This window comes from Stenotrophomonas pavanii (assembly GCF_900101175.1).
GTDB classification, from domain to species: domain Bacteria; phylum Pseudomonadota; class Gammaproteobacteria; order Xanthomonadales; family Xanthomonadaceae; genus Stenotrophomonas; species Stenotrophomonas pavanii.
Map to the genome: position 1 here is coordinate 67,489 of NZ_FNFQ01000014.1, position 23,118 is coordinate 90,606.

Sequence of the window (23,118 nt, forward strand, 5' to 3'; positions counted from 1 at the left end):
GGAGGGCAAGCCATGACGCACGCCATGTCGCGCCTGGGCGCGATGATGTTTCTACAGTTCTTCATCTGGGGGGCGTGGTTCGTCACCCTCGGCACCTACCTGGTGCAGGGCCCGCTGCAGGCCAGCGCGAGCCAGGTAGCGACCGCCTTCCTCAGCCAGTCCATCGGCGCCATCGTGGCGCCGTTCCTGGTCGGCCTGATCGCGGATCGCTACTTCGCGGCGCAGCGCATCCTCGCGGTGCTGCACCTGGCCGGCGCGGTGCTGATGTGGCTGGCGTCCACCGCCACCAGCTTCAGTGTGTTCTCGGCCTGCGTGATGGGCTACATGCTGCTGTTCATGCCGACCCTGGCACTGGCCAACAGCGTGGCCATGCGGCACATGCAGTCGCCCGAGAAGCAGTTCCCGCTGGTACGCGTGGCCGGCAGCATCGGCTGGATCATCGCAGGCGTGCTGATCGGCTGGCTGGGGTGGGAGCAGGCGCATCGGCTTGAGCTGACGTTCCGCATGGCCGCATTGGCGTCGCTGGTGCTCGGGCTGTATGCGTTCACCCTGCCACACACACCGCCACTGGCACAGCAGCGCGACGCCGGGCTGGGGCAGATCCTGGGGCTGGACTCGCTGCGGCTGCTGAAGTCGCGCGCCTACCTGGTGTTCTTCCTGGCCTCCATCGCCATCTGCATCCCGCTGTCGTTCTATTACAACTTCACCAACCCCTATCTCAACGACCTGGGCGTGCGCGGTGCCGCGGGCCTGCAGTCGCTGGGCCAGGTCTCCGAGGTGCTGCTGATGCTGGCCATGCCCTTCCTGTTCGTGCGGCTGGGGGTGAAGACCATGCTGGCGGTGGGCATGGCGGCCTGGGTGGTGCGCTACGTCCTGTTCGCCTTTGGCGATGCCGGGGGCGGTTTCTCGCTGCTGGTGATCGGCATCGTGCTGCACGGCATCTGCTACGACTTCTTCTTCGTTACCGGCCAGATCTACACCGATGCGCACGCCGGCGCTGCCGCGCGCAGCAGCGCGCAGGGCTTCATCACCCTGGCCACCTACGGGGTTGGCATGTTGATCGGCACCTTCCTGTCCGGTGCCGTGGTCGAGCACTTCACCACCGCCGCAGGCCCGGACTGGCAACAGATCTGGTTGTTCCCGGCCGGCGTCGCGCTGGTGGTGCTGGTCGCCTTCCTGCTGCTGTTCCGCGACCGGCCGGTGGCTGCGGCCGCACCATCCACCCTCTGAGGAGACCCGCCGATGCCCCAGCTTGGAATCGCCATCATCGGCACCGGCATGATCGGCGCCGTGCATCGTCGCGCGGCCTTGCTCGCCGGTGCCGAGGTACGCGGCGTCGCCGCTTCGTCAGCGCAGCGCGCGCGCGAGATGGCGCAGCTCTGGAATGTTCCGCGCGCCTACCGGGACATCGAAGAGGTGATCGCCGATCCGCAGGTGCAGGTCGTGCACGTGTGCACGCCGAACCACCTGCACCGTGCCATGGCCCAGGCCGCACTGGAGGCCGGCAAGCACGTGATCTGCGAGAAGCCGCTGGCGACCACGCTGGAGGATGCGCGGGAGCTGGCCGCGTTGGCCGCCTCGACCGGATTGGTTGCCACGGTGCCGTTCGTCTACCGCTACCACCCGGTGGTGCGTGAGGCCCGCGCGCGCATCGCGCAGGGTGAGCTGGGGCCGTTGCACCTGATCCATGGCAGCTACCTGCAGGATTGGCTGCTGGACCCGGCCAGCAACAACTGGCGCGTGGACCCTGCGCTGGGAGGCACGTCACGCGTGTTCGCCGACATCGGTTCACACTGGTGCGATCTGGTCGAATGGGTCAGCGGCGAACGCTTCGCCGAGGTCAGCGCGGCGTTCGCCACCGTGATCGCCGAACGCGGCGCGGTCAGCGCGCAGAGTTTCAGCACACCGGCCGCGGGGGGCGCAATGCAGGCGGTCGCAAGCGAGGACGTGGCGGCCGCGATGTTCAGGACCCGGGCCGGTACGCTGGCGTCGTTGACCGTCAGCCAGGTGTCGGCCGGACGCCGCAACCGCCTCTGGTTCGAGATCGACGGCGCCAACGCCAGCGTCGCCTTCGACCAGGAGGATGCCGAGCGGCTGTGGATCGGCCTGCCCGACCAGCGCGAGGAGATCTTCGTGCGCGGGCCCGGCGCGGGCAGTGCCGAACAGCGCCGGCTGTCGGTGCTGCCGGCCGGGCACGCGCAGGGCTACGCCCAGTGCTTCGAGGCGTTCGTCGCCGACACCTACCGCGCCATTGAAGGTGAGCGGCCGCAGGGCCTGCCCACCTTCGAAGACGGCCTGCGCTCGGCGCAGATCGTCGATCGTGTCATTGCATCGGCCAGGTCACGCGCCTGGACCGCCATCGGTTGAATCCCGGGAGGACCCCATGATGAACATCCGTGTGCGTAGAACTGCAACCCTTGTCGTGCTGTTGCTCGCTGCCCTGCCCGCCCTCGCGCGGAACGCAGCAGCTCCGCAGCAACCCATCGCCGTGCAGATGTACACGCTGCGCAACGCCGGCTCACTGGACCAGCAGCTGAAGATCGTCCACGACGCGGGCGTGCGCGCGGTGGAAACGGTCGGTACCCAGAACGTCAGCGCGCAGGCGTTGAAGCAGTTGCTGGACCGCTACGCGATCAAGGCGGTTTCGTCGCATGTCCCGTTGACCGAACTGCGCAACAACCTTGATGGCGTGGTGGCGTTCAACCGCGCGATCGGCAACACCACGCTGGTGGTGCCCTACCTGGATCAGAAGGACCGGCCGGCCGATGCCGCAGGCTGGACCGCGCTGGGCCAGGACCTGGGCCGGATCGCCAGGCAACTGCGCGGCAAGGGCATGCAGCTGGCCTATCACAACCACGACTTCGAGCTGGCCGACTTCGAAGGCAGGACCGGACTGGAGCTGCTGTTCGCGGCGGCCGGGCCCGAGCTGCAGACCGAGCTGGACCTGGCCTGGGTCGCGCGTGCGGGTCTGGACCCGGCGGCGATGCTGGGCAAGTTCAGCGGCCGCCTGTTCGCGGTGCATGCCAAGGACAATGCGCCCAAGGGCCAGGCCGAAGACGAAGGCGGATTCGCCGCGGTGGGCCAGGGCGTGCTGGACTGGAACGCGATCCTGCCTGCCGCAGCGGCGGCCAACGTGAAGTGGTACATCGTCGAGCACGACCAGCCACGCGATCCGAGCAAGGTCATCCAGACCGGCGCGGACTACCTGCGTGAACACCTGACCCTCAGCCAGCCCGCTCGTGCGCGGCGCTGATCCGCAAAGGAGCCTTGCTTGGACATCCGCCTGAAACCGATCCTGCCCCTGGCCGTGCTCCTGTGCGGCACGACACTGGCAACCGCTGCGTGGTGCAAGGACGACCCTGCCGCCGGAGCGAAGCTCTACTCCGCCAACTGCACCGCCTGCCATGGCGCGGACCGCGCTGGCATGCCGGGTGCGTTCCCGGCGCTCACCGATGTCAGCAAGCGCCTGGATGCCGCGCAGATCAAGGACAAGATCAGGAAGGGCGGCGGCCTGATGCCGCCCTTCCCCCAGCTGTCGCAGCAGGAGATCGATGACATCGCCAGCTACCTGGCGAAGTAACGGACCGGGCTACAGCTCGCGCACCCAGATGTTGCGGTAGCTGACCCTGGAGTCATGCTCCTGCAGATAGAGCGGCGCACAGGCATGGGGCGAATACGAGGGCGCCCCGATGTACTCGGTCTTGCCTGCCAGCACGGTGTCATCCTGCACCAGCACGCCGTTGTGCAGCACCGTGATGCGCGCAGGCGAAATCAGCCCGCCTCCCGCCGAGAAGCGCGGTGCCTTCCAGAGGATGTCGTAGGCCTGCCACTGGCCCGGCGCGCGCGAGGCATTCACCCGCGGCATGGCCTGCTTGTAGATGGAGCCGGCCTGGCCATTGGCATAGGTCGGGTTGTTGTAGCTGTCGAGCACCTGCAGTTCATACCGTTCCTGCAGGAAGATCCCGCTGTTGCCGCGGTTCTGGCCGTCGAAGCCCTTCGTTTCGGCGGGAGTACGCCATTCGACATGCAGCTGGACATCGCAGAAGCGTTGCCGGGTACGGATGCCCTTGCTGCCCGGAACGACCGTCATCGCGCCCCCGGCAACCTTCCAGGGCACGCGTCCGCCCTGCTCCGATTCCCACGCGGACACATCCTTGCCATCGAACAGCACGATCGCGTCGGAGGGGGCCTTGCCTGGCGGCGTGGCCACGACAGCGGGTACGGGGGTCCACACTTCGGTCTTCTTCGGGTCACGTGCAGCGTCGGCACTGTCCTGCGCCGATGCCGATGCCGTGGCCAGCAGGCCGGCGGTGGCCAGCACTGTGCGGATCATCCTGGTGTTGTCCATCAGCTGGTCCCCCACGCCGGCGTACCGGGGACATAGGCGAGGTCGCCATCGTAGCGTCCCGGCACGGCGACGTACTGCAGCACTCCGGTCGCGCCGACCTTGGAGGTGAAGAAGCCGAAAATGGCCAGCTGCTTGATCATCGTGAAGTAATGCGGCATGGCCTCGCCCTCTTCGGGCGTCCCGGTTTCGGTCACCTCGGCAGGGCGTGCCCTGGCTTCCGCGTCCAGGCGGCGCAGCAGTTCGGTGCGGGCGTCCGGCGTGAGCGACACGAAACGACCGCCTGCGCGCGTGTTGATGTCGGCCAGGCCGGTGCGGAACGCTGCCTGCTGGCGGGCGGTGTAGCAGTCGCTGACGAACGTGGCCATGAACAGGCCGGCGCCGGCATCCTTTGCACCCGGTGTCCGGGTCCGCGGCAGGATGGTCTCGGCGATCTCGTCGAGCATGCCGATATCGGCGTCGGAGAACGCGGGCATCGCCCCGGTTGCCGGAACCTTGCCATGCACCAGGGCCGGCAGGCCGACCATGGCCGTACCGGTGGCTGCAACGATCATCTTCAGCAGTTCGCGGCGGTCCATCACAGGTTCCCCGCTTTCAGTTCGCGCACCGCATGGTCGGCCGCGCGCGCGGTCAGCGCCATGTAGGTCAACGAGGGGTTCACGCAGGCGCTGGAGGTCATGCAGGCACCGTCGGTGACGTAGACGTTGGGCGCATCCCAGACCTGGTTGTGCGCGTTCAATACCGAACTCTTCCGATCACGTCCCATGCGCGCGGTCCCCATCTCATGGATGCCCTTGCCCGGGGCGTAGTCGTTGTCGTGCATCTTCACGTCCTTGACCCCGGCCGCCTCCAGCATCTCGGCGGCATCGGCGGCCATGTCCTTGCGCATCGCCAGTTCGTTGGCACGCATGGACACATCCATCGCCAGCACCGGCAGCCCCCACTTGTCCTTGCGGTCGCGGTCCAGGCGGATCGCATTGTCGTGGTGCGGCAGCATTTCACCGAACCCGGTCATGCCGATGCGCCAGTCGCCCGGTACGGTCAGCGCCTCCTTCAGATCGGCACCGATGTTCAGCTCGGCGATCTCGCGCGACCAGCCGGTGCGGCTGGCACCGCCCTGGTAGCCGAACCCGCGCAGGTAACCCCGCTTGTCGGACGCGACGTTGCGGAAGCGCGGAATGTAGAAGCCGCAGGGACGGCGGCCGAAGTAGTACTTGTCTTCGTAGCCCTCGACCCGGCCCGAGGCGCCCGCACCGAAATGATGGTCCATCACGTTGTGCCCCAGCTCGCCCGACGAAGAACCCAGTCCCCCGTCCCAGACGTCGGTCGCCGAATTCATCAGCAGCCAGGTGGAGTTGAACGACGACGCGTTGAGGAAGATGACCTTGGCGGTGTACTGGTAGGTCTGCCCGGTTTCGGCGTCGATCACCTCCACGCCACGCGCACGCTTGCGGTCCTTGTCGTAGAGCACTTCCTTGACGATCGAGAACGGCCGCAGCGTCAGGTTGCCGGTCTTCATCGCCGCCGGCAGCGTCGCCGACTGGGTCGAGAAGTAGGCACCGAAGGGACAGCCCAGGATGCACTTGTTGCGGTACTGGCAGTTCACGCGCCCCTGCTCGGGCATCGGCTGGGTGATGTTGGCCGTGCGCGAGTGGATCATGTGCCGCGTTCCGCCAAAGGCCTTCTTGATCCGAGCGGCCACGTCCTTCTCGACGATGTTCAACGGGATCGGCGGCAGGAACTCGCCGTCCGGGAGCACGTCCAGTCCTTCGCGCGTGCCGGCGATGCCGGCGAACTTCTCCACATGGTCGTACCACGGCGCGATGTCGGCATAGCGGATCGGCCAGTCGGTGGCAATGCCATCCTTGAGGTTGGCTTCGAAGTCCAGGTCGGAAAACCGATAGCTCTGCCGGCCCCACATCAGCGAGCGCCCACCCACGTGGTAGCCACGGAACCAGTCGAAGCGCTTGGTCTCGATGTAGGGCGAGTCCCGCTCGTTGGCCCACATTCCTTCCAGGTTCTCGGCCAGGCCGTAGTCGCGCATCAGCACCGGGAACGCGGCCTTCATCGCCTGCGTCGGCCGGTTGCGATGCGGGAAATCCCACGCTTCCTTCATCGCGTTGACGTAGTCCTTGACGTGCTCGATGTTGCGCCCGCGTTCCAGCATCAGGACCTTCAGGCCCTTCTCGGTCAGCTCCTTCGCTGCCCAGCCGCCACTGATTCCCGAGCCAACAACAATGGCGTCGTAGTGATTATCTGCCATGGGTCTCTCACCTGGGTGGATATCGTTTCAGACGTCGCAGAGGCGGATCGCCTCGCGCAATGAACCAACAGGATCGGGCGCGGCAGGCATGAACTCCTGCGCCACATACCCCTCGAAACCGGTGTCGCGGATCGCGCGGCAGATCGCTGCATAGTTCAGCTCCTGCTGGTCTCCGATCTCATGCCGGCCAGGCACGCCTGCGGTGTGGTAGTGCTTGAAGCAGGCGTGATGCTTGCCGATGGTGGCGATGATGTCGCCCTCCATGATCTGCATGTGGTAGATGTCGTACAGCAGGCCGAAGTTGTCCGAGCCGAGCCGCTGGCACAGCTCCACGCCCCAGGCCGAGTGGTCGCACAGGTAGTCGCGGTGATCGACCTTGGAGTTGAGCAGCTCCATCACCAGCACGACGCCACGCTTCTCGGCATGCCCGAGGATGCGCTTGAGGCCAGCCTCGGCATTGGCCATGCCGTCATGCGGGTCCATGCCGTTGCGGTTGCCGGAGAAGCAGATGAGATTCCGGTAACCGGCATCGGCCACCAGATCGATGTGCCGCGTGTAGCGCTCTACCAGCGGGTCGTGGACCTCACGGCCGGCAAAGCCCTGGGTCAGGCCCAGCTCCGCGCCATTGCACATCGAGCTGTACACGCCATGGGCCTTCAGCGTGGGCCAGTCTTCCGGGCCAACCAGGTCGATGGCGGCGAAGCCGATGTCCTTCACCGTCGCACAGAGCTGGGCGACCGACAGCTGCGGGAAGGTCCAGCGTGCGACGGAATGCTTCAGGTTGCCCTTCAGCGGTGCAGTGGTGGCGAATGCAGTCCGCGCGCCCACTGTAGTACCCAGGGCCACGCTTCCAGCGACAGCGATACGAAGCGCATCACGCCGTGTCAGCCCACCTGCCGGGACCGGTCTGATTGTATGGATGGACATCCACCTCCCGGCCTCCCAACCGGTATCAAACGCAACGATTCACAGCAATGCAATCGATTGCACCATAGGGGAGGAAACTGGATGCTTGCAAGTTGCGGTGCACGAAAACTGATGCTGCGAGGCACAACTCCGATGCAATCGCGGAAAAAGAAAAGCCCCGCATGAGCGGGGCTTTCTTTTCTGCTGCAGGCGAGCGTCCGATCAGAACGGAATATCGTCGTCAGCGAAGTCGTCCATCGGCGGCGCCTGCTGCGGCTGCGGGCGCTGGTTGCCGCCCTGGTTGCCGTAACCGCCGCCCTGGTTGCCGCCCTGGTTGCCATAGCCGCCGCCCTGGCCGCCACGCTGGCCACCGCCGCCGCCGTACTCCTGGCGCGGCGCCTGCTGGCGCTGCGGACGATCGCCGCCGTAGTTGCCACCACCGCCACCGCCGCCGCCTTCACCGCGGCCGCCCAGCATCTGCATTTCATCGGCGATGATGTCCGTGGAGTACTTCTCCACGCCGTCCTGGCCGGTGTACTTGTCGTAGCGCAGGCTGCCTTCGACGTAGACCGAGCTGCCCTTGCGCAGGTACTCGCCGGCGATCTCGCCGAGCTTGCCGAAGAACACCACGCGGTGCCATTCGGTGCGCTCCTGCTGGTTGCCATCCTTGTCCTTGCGGACGCTGGTGGTGGCCAGGCTGATGCGGGTGATCGCCATGCCGCCCTGGGTGTACTTCACGTCCGGGTCGTTGCCGAGATTGCCGACCAGGATGACTTTGTTGATGCCGCGCGCCATAGGTACCTTCGTCCGTTGTCCAGGGGCAGACCGCCAGTGATAGCACAGCCCCGGGCGGGGTGCAGTACGCTGGGCCGCCCCTGGTGAAATTTGGGGGAATGCGAGAACGACGCATCTTACCATTGCCGCCGCCATCCGCCCGGTCAGGACACCCCGACCGCACCGAAGGACCAGGCTGATTTCCTTGTCCGGCAATGACTTACCTGCGCCCAGGCCGACGTTGAGAGGGGCATTCGCGTCTGCGCATGGCATCATGCCCGGGCACCTTCCACCTGCCCGCTCCGCCCGCACATGACGATCAAAGGCAAAGCCACCTCCCTGGACATCGCCCACCTGGCCGGAGTCTCACAGCCCACGGTGTCGCGGGCCCTGCGTGGCAGCCCGATGGTCAACGCCGAGACCCGTGAGCGCATCCTGCGCATTGCCCGCGAGCTGAACTACAAGGTCGACAAGAATGCCTCCAGCCTGCGCCTGCGCAATGCCGGCACGCTGGCCCTGCTGTTCTTCGAGGACCCGACCAACGATGACTCGCTGATCAACCCGTTCTTCCATTCGATGCTGGGCTCGATCACCCGCGCCTGCGCGCTGCATGGGCAGGACCTGCTGGTCTCGTTCCAGCAGCTGTCCACCGACTGGCAGGCCGATTACGAGGACAGCAACAAGGCCGACGGCATCATCCTGCTCGGCTACGGCGACTACCACGAATCGCGCGACCGCCTGCAGCGGCTGGTCGAACAGGGCACGCATTTCGTGCGCTGGGGCGCCGCCCTGCCCGGCCAGCCCGGTGTCTCGATCGGCAGCGACAACTTCCAGGGCGGGCATGACATCACCACCCACCTGTTGCAGCAGGGCTGCCGCCGCATCGCCTTCCTCGGCCATGCCTCCAGCCATTACCCCGAATTCCAGGAGCGCTACCGCGGCCACGTCGCGGCCCTGCAGGAACATGGCCTGGCCGCCGAACCGGCGCTGCAGCACGACGCCATCACCACCGAAGCCTCTGGCCAGCAGGCCTGCCAGGCGCTGCTGGCGCGCGCTGAACCAGTCGATGCGATCTGCGCGGCCAGCGACCTGATCGCCATCGGCGCGATCCGCGCCCTGCGCGACGCCGGGCTGCGCGTACCGCAGGACGTGGCGGTCACCGGCTTCGACGACATCCCGCTGGCGGCTTCGGTGTCCCCGGCGCTGACCACCGTACAGCAGGACACCAAGCAGGCCGGGCAGCTGCTGGTGGAACGCCTGCTGGCGCTGATCGGCCGGCAGCCGGTGGACAGCCAGAGCATCCCGGTGAAGCTGGTGGTGCGCGAATCGTCCCTGCGCGGGTAAGCGCTGTCCCTGCCAACGCGCGACGGCGGGATTTCCCCCCCATGACCAACGGCGGATGCGGACCGGGGCGATTGCGCGGATAACGCGCAGACAACGTCCAGGGAAAGGTGTACGTCGCATGCTGAAGATCGATTCGCTGTCCAAGACCTACGCCAACGGCGTGCACGCTCTCAACAACGTCAGCCTGGACATCCCGCGCGGCATGTTCGGCCTGCTTGGGCCCAACGGCGCTGGCAAGTCCTCGCTGATGCGCACGCTGTCCACCCTGCAGGAAGCCGACAGCGGTACGGCTGTCCTCAGCATTCCGGGCGAGGCACCGATCGACGTGCTGCGCGACAAGGACGCGGTGCGTCGCCGCCTGGGCTACCTGCCGCAGGATTTTGGCGTGTACCCGAAAGTCAGCGCGCTGGACCTGCTGGAACACTTCGCGGTGCTCAAGGGACTGACCCAGCGCGCGCAGCGCCGCGAAGTGGTCGATGGACTGCTGCAGCAGGTGAACCTGTGGGACGCGCGCAAGCGCAAGCTCGGCACCTACTCCGGCGGCATGCGCCAGCGCTTCGGCATTGCCCAGGCATTGCTGGGTGACCCACGGCTGGTGATCGTCGACGAGCCCACTGCCGGCCTCGACCCGGAGGAACGCAACCGCTTCCTCAACCTGCTGGCCGCGATCGGCGAGAACGTGGCGGTGATCCTGTCCACCCATATCGTCGAGGACGTGACCGACCTGTGCCCGACGATGGCGATCATGAACAAGGGCCAGGTACTGCTGAGCGGCCGCCCCAGCGAGGCGATCGACGCCCTGCAGCACCAGGTCTGGCGCAAGCAGGTCGATCCTTCGGAGCTGGCCGAGCATGAAGCGCGCCATGTGGTGCTGTCGACCCGGCTGGTCGGTGGCCGCCCGGTGATCCATGTGCACAGCGCCAACGACCCCGGCGACGGCTTCGCGGCCGTGGCCCCCGACCTCGAGGACGTGTACTTCCAGCGCCTGCGCCTGCAGGCCCGTGCCCGCGCGGCAGCCTGAGCGGAGCACGCCATGATCCTCAACTTCTTCCGTTTCGAGCTGCGCGAGCAGCTGCGCTCGCCCCTGCTGTGGCTGCTGGCCGGGCTGTTCGCCCTGCTCGCCTTCGCCGCCGCGTCCAGTGACGCCGTACAGATCGGTGGCGGCAGCGGCAACGTGCACAGCAACGCGCCGACCGTGATCGCACAGATGCTGGGGATCTTCACCCTGCTCGGCATGCTGGTGACTGCGCTGTTCGTCAGCAATGCGCTGCTGCGTGACTTCGAACTGGGCACCGCCGAATTGATCTTCGCCAGCCCGGTGAAACGCCGCGACTACCTGGCCGGGCGCATCGCCGCGGCCCTGGCCACCGGCCTGCTGTTCTACCTGCTGGTCGCTTTCGGGCTCTGGCTGGCACCGTTCATGCCCTGGGTGGACGCCGAGCGCATGGGGCCGATCAGCTGGCAGGGCTATGCCTGGAGTTTTGCGGTCATCGTCATTCCCAACCTGTTGTTCACCACCGCGCTGCTGTCACTGCTGGCGGCGGTCACGCGTTCGATCCTGTGGGTCTACATCGGGCTGGTGGCCTACCTGGTGCTGTTCGGCGCCAGCGCGGCGGTGCTGCGCGACATCGACAACACCTGGCTGGCGGTGCTCAGCGAGCCTTTGGGCATGCGCGCCCTGTCGCGCACCATCCGCTACTGGTCCACCGCCGAGCACAACAGCGGCGTTCCCGGCCTGGCGGGCTACCTGCTGGCCAACCGTGCCCTGTGGCTGGGTGTGACGGCGCTGCTGTTCGCCGCCACGTTCGCCCTGTTCCGCACCGAGCGCAGCGGCAGCGGCCGTCGTCGCTGGGGCCGCCGGCAGGCGCAGCCGGTTGCCGACGCCGCAGCGCTTCGGCCCACCCGCACCCCGTTGCCGCGCGTGGTTCCGGCATTCAGTGCGTCCACCGCGTGGCAACAGTTCCTGCGCCAGGTGCGCTTCGATACACGCGGTGTACTGCGCAGCGTGCCGTTCATCGTGCTGCTGGTGCTGGGCATGGCCAATTTCCTGCCCAACGCGCTGTTCCGGCAGACCCTGTACGGCACCTCGATCTGGCCGGTCACCTCGCAGATGATCATGGGCCTGCAGGGCGCTTTCAGCTGGCTGCTGGTGATCATCGTGCTGTTCTTCGCCGGTGAGCTGGTGTGGAAGGAACGCAGCGCGCGCATCAACGAAGTGACCGATGCCATGCCGGTGCCGAACTGGGTACCGCTGCTGGCCAAGTTCACCGCGCTGCTGGCAGTGATCATCTGCTTCCAGGCCGCCGGTGCGCTGGCGGCGATGGGCGTGCAGCTGGTCAAGGGCTACACCCACCTGGAGCCGCTGCTGTACCTGCGCAGCCTGGCGATGGATTCGGTGATCTACCTCCTGATGGGAGGCCTGGCCCTGGTGCTGCAGGTGCTCACCAACAACAAGTTCCTCGGCTACGCGCTGCTGATCGTGGTGATGATCGGCCAGGGCGTGCTCGGCATGCTGGACTACACGCAGAACCTGTACAACTTCGGTGGCTGGCCCAACGCTCCCTATTCGGACATGAACGGCTACGGCCACTTCCTGCCGGGGCAGCTGGCATTCCAGGGCTACTGGGCACTGTTCCTGCTGACCCTGATGTGCCTGGCGTCGGCATTCTGGGTGCGCGGTGTCAGCCAGGGCCTGCGCCAGCGCCTGGCCCTGGCCGGCCGCCGCCTGCGCGGCCCGACCGGCGTCTTCGCCGGACTTGCGGCATTGGCCTTCGCCGGCGTGGGCGGCTGGCTGTACTGGAGCACCAATATCCGCAACGAGTTCATCTCGCCCGACCAGCAGCTGGACCTGCAGGCCCGCTACGAGCGCGAGCTGTCGAAGTACCGCGCCCTGCCGCAGCCACGCATCGTGGCAGTGGACAACCGCGTGGACCTGTTCCCGGAATCGCAGTCGATGGTGATCGATGCGAACTGGACGGTGCGCAATACCCATGCCACGCCGATCCAGGACGTGCATGTTTCGATGGGCGATGACAAGCAGCTGGTCGACGTCGACCTGGGTGGGCAGACGCTGTCGTTGCGCGATGCCGATCTCGGCTACCGCATCTACCGCCTGCAGAAGCCGCTGCAGCCGGGCGAAACCCGCAACGTGCATTTCCGGGTGGTGCAGAATCCCAACGGCATCACCGCCGGTCAGGCTCCGAGCAACATCGTGGACAACGGCACCTTCTTCAACAGCCGCGTGCTGCCCTCGTTCGGCTACAGCGAGGGCGCCGAAATCACCGATCGCAACGAGCGGCGCAAGCGCGGCCTGGGTGAACCCCGGCGCATGCCCAGGCTGGAGGACGAAGCGGCGCGCGCCAACACCTACATTGCCAACGATGCCGACTGGCTCGACTTCCGCACCACGGTCTGCACCGCACCAGACCAGGTGGCGCTGGCCCCGGGCTACCTGCAGCACGAGACCACGGTCAACGGCCGGCGCTGCTTCAGCTATGCCATGGACCGGCCGATGCTGAACTTCTATGCCTATCTCTCGGCACGCTGGGAGGTGCGCAAGGCGAAGTACAAGGACATCCCGATCGAGGTCTACTTCGATCCGGCGCACGGCTACAACGTGGACCGGATGATCGAGGCGGTGCAGAAGTCGCTGGCCTATTACGAGGCGAACTTCACCCCGTACCAGCACCGCCAGGTACGCATCATCGAGTTCCCGGGCTATGCCCGCTTCGCGCAGTCGTTCGCCAACACCATCCCCTATTCCGAGGCCATCGGTTTCATCGCCGACCTGCGCGACCCGGACAAGGTGGACTACGTGTTCTACGTGACCGCGCACGAGATCGCGCACCAGTGGTGGGCGCACCAGGTGATCGGTGCCAACGTGCAGGGCGCGACCGTGCTGTCCGAATCGCTGTCGCAGTACTCGGCCTTGATGGTGATGGAGCAGGAATACGGCCGCCAGCACATGCGCCAGTTCCTCAAGCGCGAACTGGACGGCTACCTGTCCGGCCGCGGTGGCGAAGCCATCGAGGAACAGCCGCTGGAACGCGTGGAAAACCAGCAGTACATCCACTACCAGAAAGGTTCGCTGGCCTTCTACCGCCTGCGCGAGGAGATCGGCGAGCAGGCGCTGAACCGTGCGTTGAAGCGCTTCCTGCAGGACAAGGGCTACCAGCAGCCGCCGTACACCACCTCACGCGAGCTGCTGGGCTACATCCGCGCCGAGACGCCGGCCGACCGCCAGCAGCTGGTCACCGACCTGTTCGAGAAGATCAGCTTCTACGACAACCGGGTGATGGCCGCCAGCGCCCGCAAGCGCGATGATGGCCGCTACGACGTGACACTGGACCTGCACGCGGCCAAGCAGTACGCCGACGGCAAGGGCAAGGAAAGTGACGGGAAGATGGATGACTGGGTCGAGGTCGGCGTATTCGCCAACGGGCCGTCGGGCAAGGAGCGCGACCAGAAGGTGCTGTACCTGCAGCGCCACCACATCACCAGCGCCGCGCCGAAGATCACGGTGACGGTGGATGAAAAGCCGGATGAAGCGGGCTTTGACCCGTACAACAAGCTGATCGACCGGGTGAGCGATGACAACCGGCGCAAGGTGACGATGTGAGGAACGGGGTGCCGGCCGATGCGCCGGCGCTCCGCGCAACACATGCGGGGTTTGGAGTGGCTTGACTTGGCTCGCCCTACTGTAGTGCCGAGCCATGCTCGGCACATTGTCCACGACAGCCGCGAAGGTTCAGCGCACCGGGGGCTTTGGCCCCAGCAACGCCAGCAGCACGAAGACCACGATCGAGGCGACGGTGCCGAGCGCCGCCGGCAACCCGAATGCCCAGGCCGAACGACCCCGCTGGTGCGCCCACTGGGCCAGATGCCAGGCCGCGCCCAGGTTGATCAGCCAGGCAATGACGAACACCGGCCACAGCACCATGCCCACCGCGCGCAGCACGGGCATGGACACCAGCGCGGCGACAATGGCCGCGATCAGGAAGACCAGCGCGGAGCGGGAATGGCGTGATCGTGCCGGTGCGTCGGCAGGCAATTCCCTCGATTCCATGGCAGCGCCTCGATCCCGGTGTTGACCAAGGGGATCACGTACGGCGCCCGAAGGGAAGCTCTGTGTAGAGTCGCGCCGTGCTCGACGGATCCGGCATTGCGCGAACGGCAGCCGAGCATGGCCGCGGCTCTACAATCAACCCGGGGCGAAGTCCTTCAGGATCTCGCCGACGCCGCTGGGCGAGATCTCGAAGCCCAGCGGAGTGCCCGGATTGATCACCACGCCGTAGCCACCCGGCACGCGGCGCAGCACGTCCAGCATCCGCCAGCGGATCTGGTGTTCGGCCTGCTGGCTGTAGATGCCCACGCGCGACTGATCGGTGAACACGGCCACGTGCAGGGTGCCCTGCTTGTCGAACAGCAGCGGGTCGAAGCCGCTGCCATCGGGGGTCACCAGGCTGCCGGTCAGCAGCACCACCTCGGAGGCGACGAAAGCCTCCATGAAGGCGCGGATCGGCACCGCGCCGTCCATCGCCGCCTTCAGCAGGGTTTCGATCGGGGTCTGCGGGGCGAGGTCGGTCATGGCGGTGCGGCACGGCGTGAGGGGGGCCTATTGTGCCGCATAGGGTCGCCCCGGTAGTGCCGGCCGCTGGCCGGCACCTGAAGGGACCATGGATTCATGGGTTGCCGGCCAGCGGCCGGCACTACCGCCCCAGGCGCACGTCCCGCGCCTTCTGGTCGGCCACCGCCTTGTCCAGCTCGGCCTGCAGCGCGGGCTGCTGTACCGGCGCATCCAGCACGTAGACCTTCACCCCGTGCGCAGGCACTTCAGTCTGCAGGCGGTTCTTCACTTTCACCTCGCCGCCGCCCAGCGCATCGCGCCAGCGGCCCGCCTGGAGGTAACGCGCCACGGTGAAGGTCCGGGCCTGGTCGCCCTTGTTCAACAGCACCAGCGCGGTCTGCGCCACGTCGCCGTGCTGCAGTACGCGGAAGAACACCGCCTCGTCGCCCTGCAGCCGCTCGTTCACCTGCAGGCCACGCTGCAGCGCCGGAGTGGCCTCACGCAGCCTGGCGATGCGCTGCAGCGGCGCAAAGATCGGGCTCTGCGGCGCGGCGTCGACACGCTCCTGGCCAAAGTACGCGCGGTTGCCGGCGTGCTCGGCGCGACCGCGCATGAAGCCGGTTTCCGAGCCGTAGTAGACCACCGGAATGCCGCGCGCGGTGAACAGCCAGTTGTGCGCATCGATGAAGCCGTTGTCGCTCGCCTGCAGGCGAGGCATGTCATGGTTGTCGTAGAAGCTCATCAGCTCGTACGGGTTGGCGTAGGGACCGCCACTCAGGTGCAGCGGCTCGGCCAGGACTTCAAAGCCCTTGCCGGCGGTGCCGAAGGCCTGCTCCAGCGCCCCCCGCAACGGGAAGTCGAGCACGCTGACGTTGGCGTTGGCCGGCCAGGTGTGCTCGGCAATGCGCGCGGCATCGTAGTCGAACGCCTCGCCGAACATGAACATGCCCGGATGCTCGGCACGGATGCGCTTGACGAAGGCGTGCCACCACGGGTGCGGCAGCCAACCGATGGTGTCGATGCGCAGTGCATCCACGCCCTGCGCGGTCCATTGCAGGTAGGCGCCCACCAGGTAATCCATCACCGCCGGGTTGTCCTGGTTGAAGTCGGACAGCTCGGCCAGATTGCCGTCGAAGATCGAACCGTCCTTGCTGTCGACCGGCCCGATGTTGTTGTAGAACGCGTGCAGCGGGTTGTGCTTCGGATCCAGCTTCTGGGGCGGCAGGTTCTGGTGGTCGGCGATCAGCCTGCCCTCCTTGTCGAAGATCTGCCCAAACTGCGGCTGCCGCGTTGGCATGGTCCAGGCCGGCGAGCCGTGGTTGCCGACAATGTCCAGCACCACCTTCAGGCCCGCGCCATGCAGCCCTTTGGTCAGCCCGGCGAAGTCCAGGTCCTTGCTGGGCAGGTGCTCGTCGAGCTTGTAGAAGTTGATGCCCCAGTAGCCGTGGTAGCCGGTCTTGCCGCGGTCGGTCAGCGTACTGGTGCAGCTGATCGGCTTGCTGCCGGTAAACGCCTCGTCCGGATTGTCGACGATGGGCGTGATCCACACCGCGCCGAAGCCGAGGTCGCGGATGTACTGCGCATTGTCGAGCACGCCGCGGAAGTCACCGCCGAGGTAGCCGATGTTGCCGTCCACCTTGTCCGGGCACGGCACCGGAATATCGAAGGTGCGGTGCGCGCCGCCCTGGTCGCGATGATCGTTGGCCGGATCACCGTTGACGAAGCGGTCGGTGACCACGAAGTACACCGCATCGCTGGCGAACGGCTCGGTGGTACCGACGTAGTCCGGGCGCGGCGCGGCCGCCGCCTGGCCGGCCAGCAGTACAAGGGAAACAGCAACAGACAGCGCACCACGCATCACACCACCTCCGGACGGGACGGTACCCGCAGCACGCACAGGCCGGCGACGAACAGGCTGCAACCGCCCAGCACCAGCACCTGCATCGGCTGGCCGCCCAGCCAGGCGCGCAGGGCAAAGCCAAGCGCACTGGCAGCGACCAGCTGCGGGATCACGATGAAGAAATTGAAGATGCCCATGTACACGCCCATCTTCGATGCCGGCACGCTGTCGGACAGCAGTGCATACGGCAGCGACAGGATCGAGGCCCAGGCGAAGCCAACGCCCACCATCGACAGCAGCAGCCAGTGCGGATCGCGGATGAACATCAATGAGACCAGGCCGGCGCCGCCCAGCCACAGGTTGACCAGGTGGCTCCAGCGCAGGCCGATCGCACGCACCAACGGTGGAATCAGCACTGCGGCCAGCGCGGCAAAACCGTTGTAGGCACCGAACAGCACACCCACCCAGTTGGCGCCCTCGTTGTAGGCCGCCGACTGTGGATCGGTCGAACCGAAATGGGTGCCCGCCACTGCGGCGGTGGTGTAGATCCACATCGCGAACAGCGCAAACCACGAGAAGAACTGCACCCATGCCAGGCGACGCATGGTGATCGGCATCGCGCGCAGGTCACCCACGATGGCGGCCAGCATGTGGGTGGCCGGCAACGCGCGCGCGGCCGCCAGCAACAGGCCATAGCCGGCGCACAGGCCCGCCAGCACGTACAGCATCCTGTCGCCTTGCCGCCAGGTGATCAGCAGGGCCAGCAACACACCCAGCCCGAGCCACAAGGCCACCTGCGTCCACGGTGCAGGACCACTGATCACCGCTGCTGCGTGGTGTGCCGGAGGTTCGGCATCATCGAAACCGGCCAGCTCTGCCGGCGAGTATTCGCGGGTGCTGGCCACTGTCCAGGTGATCGCCGCCAGCAGCACCACCGCGCCGAAATAGAACGCATAGCGCACGGTGTCGGGCACTTCCCCGGCGGCTGCGGTGTTGGCGACACCGAAATGAGCCAAGATGAAGGGCAGGAAGCTGGCGACGATCGCACCCACGCCGATGAAGAAGCTCTGCATCGCGTAGCCGGCGGGGCGCTGGCGCGGCGCCAGCTGGTCGCCGACGAAGGCACGGAACGGCTCCATCGATACGTTGATCGACGCGTCCAGCACCCACAGCGTGCCGGCGGCGATCCACAGCGTCGGTGAGTTCGGCATCACCAGCAGCGCCAGCGTGGTGAGCACCGCCCCGATCATGAAGAACGGACGGCGGCGCCCCCATCGTGTCCAGGTGCGATCGGACAGGTAGCCGATCACCGGCTGGACCAGCAGGCCGGTCAGCGGCGCCGCGATCCACAGCCCGGGCACCGCATCCATGTCCGCGCCCAGCGTCTCGAAAATGCGGCTGGCGTTGGCATTCTGCAGGGCGAAGCCGAACTGGATGCCGAGGAACCCGAAGCACATGTTCCAGATCTGCCAGAACGACAGCTGCGGCTTGGCCGGACGGTTCATGGTGCGCCCTCTGCGGCCGCAACCGGCGCCACTGTCAGTGCCCGCACCTGGGCCTGGTTCACCACGCCATCGCGCCCGCCCTTGCCGCCGGTGTAATGCGCGAAGTGCTGCAGCGCGCTCATGTTGAACCCCTCTTCAAGCGTGATCGTGCAGCGGCCCCTGGTCACCGGGAACGTCGCCGAGGTCGAATCCTGCACGGCTACGCTGTGCGGCAGGGTGACCGTACGCCGCTGCAGCGGCTGGCCCGGGCATTGCAGCGCCAGCTGTTTCACTGCAGCCGTCACCCCGGTGTTGATCGGCCCGCTGGGGTTGCTGTACTGCAGGCGCAGGCGTACCTGCCCGGCTTTGGCCGGGGTGAACTGCCAGCGCGTTGCGCCCTTCAGCAGCTGCTGCGGACCGACGCAGCGCATCGGGCTGTGCAGCGACTCCAACGCCCCGTCGCGCATGGTCAGGCTGAGGCAATGCTGTAGGCCATCATCAACGATGCGTGCCACACCCTGCGTGACCGCAGTCACCGCCCGGCCGTCCCGCCACAGCACCTGGCCTTCGGCCACCGGCACCGACCAACCCTTGCCGCTGCGTCGTACCTGCGGTACGGCCGGGGTCGCCGGCGCGCGCGCATTGGCATCGGCCGTGCTGGCGGGCAACGCACGCGACGGCGCGGCCACCAGTTGTACGGTGGTCGTGGTGCCCCGCGTCTTCACCGTGCCCGCCACCAGCAGGCCATCACCCACCTGCTTCGGGCGCTCCAGTACATAACGCTTGCCATCGGCCTCAAGGGAGATGCGGCGCTGCTTGCCGAACAGTTCGGGCACCAGCGCGACCGGCAGCTTGGGCTGCACGCGGCCATCGTCCTGCACGCCGAACACGCCTTCGACCACCATCGACAGGTACCCCGCCACCGACCACAACTGGCGTTCGGAATTGACCACCGGGCCGCTCAGCGCGCCTTCCTCGACATGCACGGCCTGGCTGACCAGTTCGTAGTTTTCCATGTTGGAACCGGCCAGGGCGGCGCCGCGCATCAGCGAGCGGATTTCGGCGGCGATGCGCGGCGCATCGTCCAGCTGCCGCGCCGCGCGCAGCGCGTAGGCGCTGACGAACGGCCAGATCGCACGGTTGTGGTAGATCGGCTGCTGCGCCTCCTGCGGCCACACCACCGGGCTGCCAGCCGGTGCCCTCGGGTACGCGGCCAGCGCGCGGTGCGCGCGCTCGGGCGGCAGCACCCCGGCCAGGATGCCCAGCGACAGGCCGAGCAGATCCACCTTGGCGTACGGCACCGGGTGCGCGGCTTCGCCGATGTAGCTCATGTACTGGCCCATGTCCTCGCGCCAGAAGCGTGTATCGATCTGCTGCGCCAACGCATCGGCCCACGCCCTGTAGTCGGCCGCACGGGCGTCGCCGTGCTGCCCGGCCAGGCGTTCGGCCAGGCGCAGTGCCTGGTAGTGCAGCACGTTGGTGGCCAGTGCGTAGGAATCACCGATGAAGCGCACGTCCTCGCGGGTCCAGTCCGGATAGGTCTGCTCGCGCCAGTCCAGGAACGAGGTCTCGCCACGGTACAGGCCCATCTGCGCGTCGAACACCATTGCGCGGTCCTGTGCCAGCGTGCCCTGCAGCGCCTGCCAGACCTGGTCGGCAAACGCGCGATCCGCCAGCAGATGGCGCGCGGCCAGGAACCACACCACGCGATCACTGCTGATCGGCCAGCTGCCGCCGGAACCGGTGTCCTGCGCCACGAACAGGCCGGGCGTACGCCCGTCACGGGATGCCGACAGCTTGAACTGCAGCGACTGCCGGGTCCGCTGCGGGTCCAGCCGCGCCAGCGCCAGATCGGCGGCGAAGCTGACATCGCGGGTCCACACATAGGGCCAGCGCGCACCGGTCTGGAAGCAGTCGCACGGGACCGGCCGGCCCTCGTCGAACGCCGGATCGCGGATCGCGTCCACCCGGTCCTGGTCCATCTCCTGTTGGGCCAGCGCGAACAACGCATCGAACATGACGCTGTCGGTGTGGCTGCGCATCGGCATGGGCGCGATGCGCACCTCTCCCTTCGGCGCATGCAGCACGAAGCCACCCTTGGCAGCCGCTTCGGCGCGCGCGTTGCGGCCGTCGAATTGCAGGTCGGCCGCCTGCGCGGTCGAACCCAGCGCTGCCCCCAGGGCAGCGGTCAGGCAAATGATCTTCAGCATCGAAGCGGCGGACCGGCTTGCGCCCGTCGGCCTCCCTCCCTCTCTGCACGCGTTGTAGGTCCGCACCGTCGTTGCCGGCGGGCGGGCGCGGCCCCTCCCTCAAGGTGCCCTGGCCCCATGGTAGACGCGGGGCTGTCAGCTGCGTCCAGTTGCATACGTATTCATGGCATCGCGCGGTGGCGCGCCCGCCGCGCTGGCTTATGGTCCGGGTCTGCCAACGGCGCCTTGGGAGGGGAACTGCCGATGTCATCCACTGCTGTACGCGCGGTGTTCGCGCACATGCTCGGCCTGGCCCTGATCGGGTGGGCCACGCTGGCACAGGCCGCGCCACAGGTGGCCAGCGTCGAATCGCCGGGCAAGGTACTGAAGGTCAGTCTGCTGCTGGATGGCGGCACCGCCCGCTACCGTGTCGAGCGCCTGGGCGACACCGTGGTGGAGGATTCGAAGCTCGGCTTTGCCCTGCGCGACGGCCGCCTGGACCGCGATTTCGCCCTGCTGGGCCAGCAGCGGCGCAGCGTCGATGACACCTGGGAACAGCCATGGGGCGAACGCCGGCTCACCCGCAACCACTTCAACGAGCTGACCGTACAGCTCGCCGAAACCACCGGCAGCAAGCGGCGGCTGGATGTGGTGTTCCGCGTCTACGATGATGGCCTTGGCTTCCGCTATGTGTTCCCTGAACAACCGAACCTGCACGAGGCCATCATCGATGACGAACTGACCGAGTTCGCCATCGCGCCCGAATCAACCGCCTGGTGGATTCCCGCCGGCGAGCCGATCCACTACGAATACCTGTACCAGCGCACGCCGCTGCGCGAAGTGCCGCTGGTGCATACGCCGATGACCCTGCGCAGCCGCGACGGCCTGCACGTGGCGATCCACGAAGCGGCGCTGGTGGACTATGCCGGCATGTGGCTGCGCCGGATCGAGGGACAACGCCTGCGCGCGCAGCTTTCGCCCTCGGCCGAAGGCTGGAAGGTGCGCCGCTCCCTGCCCTTCGCCACGCCCTGGCGCACGCTGCAGATCGCCGACCGCGCCGGTGGCCTGGTCGAATCGGACCTGATCCTCAATCTCAACGAACCCAATGCGCTGGGTGATGTGAGCTGGGTGAAGCCGGCCAAGTACCTCGGCGTGTGGTGGTCGATGCACCTGGACAACGAGAGTTGGGCGACCGGGCCGAAACACGCGGCCACCACCGCCAAGACGAAGAAGGTGATCGACTTCGCGGCCGCGCACGGCTTCCGCGGCGTGCTGGTGGAAGGCTGGAATCCGGGCTGGGATGGCATGTGGGTGGGCAATGGCTACGACTTCGATTTCACCCGCGCCACGCCTGATTTCGACATTGAAGCGCTGTCGGCGTATGGCCTGAAGAAGGGCGTGCACCTGATCGGCCACCATGAAACCGGCTGCGCCATCGAGCACTACGAGGACCAGCTGGGTGCCGCGCTGGACCTGTATGCACGGCTGGGCGTGGACCAGTTCAAGACCGGCTATGTGTGCGACGACGGCCAGGTCGATCGTCGCAATCCGGCAGGGGGACCGCTGTGGCGCGAGTGGCACGACGGGCAGTTCATGGCACGCCACCATCTGAAGGTGGTGCAGGAGGCCGCGCGCCGGCACCTGTCGGTGAACCCGCATGAACCGATCAAGGACACCGGCCTGCGCCGCACCTACCCGAACTGGATCTCGCGCGAAGGCGCGCGCGGCATGGAGTACAACGCCTGGGGCCAGCCGCCGAACCCGCCCGAGCACGAGGTCAACCTGGTGTTCACCCGCATGCTGGCCGGGCCGATGGACTACACCCCCGGCATCCTCAGCCTGAAGGGCCGCCACGGCCAGGCCATCCCCAGCACGCTGGCGCGGCAGCTGGCGCTGTACGTGGTGCTGTACAGCCCGATCCAGATGGCCGCCGACCTGCCCGAACACTACCTGCAGCACCGCGAAGCGTTCCGTTTCATCGAGGACGTGGCGGTGGACTGGGAGCAGAGCCGCGTGCTCGATGGCGAAGTGGGCGACTACGTGACGATCGTGCGCCGCGACCGCAACAGCCGCGACTGGTTCCTCGGCAGCATCACGGATGAACACGGCCGCGTGTTGCCGGTCTCGCTGGGCTTCCTGGAGCCAGGCGTGCGCTATCGCGCCGAGATCTACCGCGATGGCGAGGGTGCGGATTTCCGCAGCAACCCATTCGCATTCACCCGCGAAACCCGCGAGGTGACCAGCGCCGACCTGCTGACGGTGGTACTGGCACCGGGTGGCGGGCAGGCCATTCGCTTCACACCGCTTTGAACGCCCGGGTAGTGCCGGCCGCCGGCTGGCAACCCGGTGAGTGCGATTGCCGGCCGGCGGCCGGCACTACCGCAAGCAGCACCTGAAAGCGATTACA

Annotated in this window: 18 protein-coding genes; 8 read left to right on the top strand and 10 right to left on the bottom strand. The window is 67.0% G+C overall.

The genetic code is table 11. From position 1 onward, the window contains the following. Window positions 1-12 precede the first annotated feature (12 nt). From BLS66_RS19180 to BLS66_RS19195, 4 genes are read left to right on the top strand one after another with little or no spacing between them, the layout of a single operon-like run. Complete coding sequence (locus tag BLS66_RS19180) at window positions 13-1,230, top strand: nucleoside permease (RefSeq protein ID WP_074726553.1); 1,218 nt, start codon at window positions 13-15, stop codon at window positions 1,228-1,230. A 12-nt stretch (window positions 1,231-1,242) separates the two neighbouring features. After that, window positions 1,243-2,367 (top strand): Gfo/Idh/MocA family protein, encoded by a 1,125-nt coding sequence (locus BLS66_RS19185; RefSeq protein WP_049467357.1) that lies wholly within the window; start codon window positions 1,243-1,245, stop codon window positions 2,365-2,367. A gap of 19 nt (window positions 2,368-2,386) precedes the next feature. Beyond that, a complete protein-coding gene (locus BLS66_RS19190; protein WP_074726583.1) occupies window positions 2,387-3,253 on the top strand; it encodes a sugar phosphate isomerase/epimerase family protein in 867 nt (288 codons plus the stop codon). Between the two features lie 30 nt (window positions 3,254-3,283). Continuing rightward, on the top strand, window positions 3,284-3,580 hold the full coding sequence (locus tag BLS66_RS19195; RefSeq protein ID WP_049467461.1) for a c-type cytochrome: 297 nt from the start codon (window positions 3,284-3,286) through the stop codon (window positions 3,578-3,580). A gap of 9 nt (window positions 3,581-3,589) precedes the next feature. Here BLS66_RS19195 and BLS66_RS19200 read toward each other — a convergent pair whose 3' ends face one another. The 5 genes from BLS66_RS19200 to BLS66_RS19220 form a co-directional block, all read right to left on the bottom strand. Then, window positions 3,590-4,348, bottom strand: coding sequence for a 3-keto-disaccharide hydrolase (locus BLS66_RS19200; protein WP_074726584.1), 759 nt, complete (start codon window positions 4,346-4,348; stop codon window positions 3,590-3,592). Next, complete coding sequence (locus BLS66_RS19205) at window positions 4,348-4,923, bottom strand: gluconate 2-dehydrogenase subunit 3 family protein (protein ID WP_074726554.1); 576 nt, start codon at window positions 4,921-4,923, stop codon at window positions 4,348-4,350. Before BLS66_RS19205 ends, BLS66_RS19200 begins: the two co-directional genes overlap by 1 nt. After that, complete coding sequence (locus BLS66_RS19210; RefSeq protein WP_074726555.1) at window positions 4,923-6,608, bottom strand: GMC oxidoreductase; 1,686 nt, start codon at window positions 6,606-6,608, stop codon at window positions 4,923-4,925. The genes BLS66_RS19205 and BLS66_RS19210 overlap by 1 nt, the downstream gene beginning before the upstream one ends. Before the next feature lie 27 nt (window positions 6,609-6,635). Further along, on the bottom strand, window positions 6,636-7,535 hold the full coding sequence (locus BLS66_RS19215; protein ID WP_074726556.1) for a hydroxypyruvate isomerase family protein: 900 nt from the start codon (window positions 7,533-7,535) through the stop codon (window positions 6,636-6,638). Window positions 7,536-7,736: 201 nt separating this feature from the next. After that, window positions 7,737-8,309 (bottom strand): single-stranded DNA-binding protein, encoded by a 573-nt coding sequence (locus tag BLS66_RS19220; RefSeq protein ID WP_005408464.1) that lies wholly within the window; start codon window positions 8,307-8,309, stop codon window positions 7,737-7,739. Window positions 8,310-8,600: 291 nt separating this feature from the next. Between BLS66_RS19220 and BLS66_RS19225 the strand changes: the two genes are divergently transcribed. The 3 genes from BLS66_RS19225 (at window position 8,601) to BLS66_RS19235 (ending at window position 14,250) form a co-directional block, all read left to right on the top strand. After that, window positions 8,601-9,632 carry a LacI family DNA-binding transcriptional regulator gene (locus BLS66_RS19225; RefSeq protein ID WP_049467371.1) on the top strand — a complete coding sequence of 344 codons (1,032 nt, stop codon included), beginning with the start codon at window positions 8,601-8,603 and terminating at the stop codon, window positions 9,630-9,632. 118 nt (window positions 9,633-9,750) lie between these two features. After that, on the top strand, window positions 9,751-10,653 hold the full coding sequence (locus tag BLS66_RS19230; protein ID WP_049467373.1) for an ABC transporter ATP-binding protein: 903 nt from the start codon (window positions 9,751-9,753) through the stop codon (window positions 10,651-10,653). A gap of 12 nt (window positions 10,654-10,665) precedes the next feature. Further along, on the top strand, window positions 10,666-14,250 hold the full coding sequence (locus tag BLS66_RS19235) for an ABC transporter permease subunit (protein ID WP_074726557.1): 3,585 nt from the start codon (window positions 10,666-10,668) through the stop codon (window positions 14,248-14,250). 129 nt (window positions 14,251-14,379) lie between these two features. Here the strand turns inward: BLS66_RS19235 and BLS66_RS19240 are convergent, their stop codons facing one another. The 5 genes from BLS66_RS19240 to BLS66_RS19260 form a co-directional block, all read right to left on the bottom strand. Continuing rightward, on the bottom strand, window positions 14,380-14,697 hold the full coding sequence (locus BLS66_RS19240; RefSeq protein ID WP_074726558.1) for a hypothetical protein: 318 nt from the start codon (window positions 14,695-14,697) through the stop codon (window positions 14,380-14,382). 135 nt (window positions 14,698-14,832) lie between these two features. Further along, window positions 14,833-15,219: an SseB family protein gene (locus BLS66_RS19245; protein ID WP_074726559.1), complete on the bottom strand. Its 387-nt coding sequence runs from the start codon at window positions 15,217-15,219 to the stop codon at window positions 14,833-14,835. A gap of 121 nt (window positions 15,220-15,340) precedes the next feature. After that, window positions 15,341-17,056 (bottom strand): alpha-amylase family glycosyl hydrolase, encoded by a 1,716-nt coding sequence (locus BLS66_RS19250; RefSeq protein WP_074726560.1) that lies wholly within the window; start codon window positions 17,054-17,056, stop codon window positions 15,341-15,343. Further along, window positions 17,056-18,543 (bottom strand): MFS transporter, encoded by a 1,488-nt coding sequence (locus BLS66_RS19255; RefSeq protein ID WP_053462406.1) that lies wholly within the window; start codon window positions 18,541-18,543, stop codon window positions 17,056-17,058. Before BLS66_RS19255 ends, BLS66_RS19250 begins: the two co-directional genes overlap by 1 nt. Next, entirely contained in the window at window positions 18,540-20,732 is a 2,193-nt protein-coding gene (locus BLS66_RS19260; RefSeq protein ID WP_074726561.1) for an MGH1-like glycoside hydrolase domain-containing protein, read from the bottom strand. The genes BLS66_RS19255 and BLS66_RS19260 overlap by 4 nt, the downstream gene beginning before the upstream one ends. Before the next feature lie 237 nt (window positions 20,733-20,969). On the opposite strand from BLS66_RS19260, the gene BLS66_RS19265 reads away from it, so the two are divergent. Next, a complete protein-coding gene (locus tag BLS66_RS19265) occupies window positions 20,970-23,021 on the top strand; it encodes a glycoside hydrolase family 97 protein (RefSeq protein WP_074726585.1) in 2,052 nt (683 codons plus the stop codon). The last annotated feature ends 97 nt before the right edge of the window (window positions 23,022-23,118 follow it).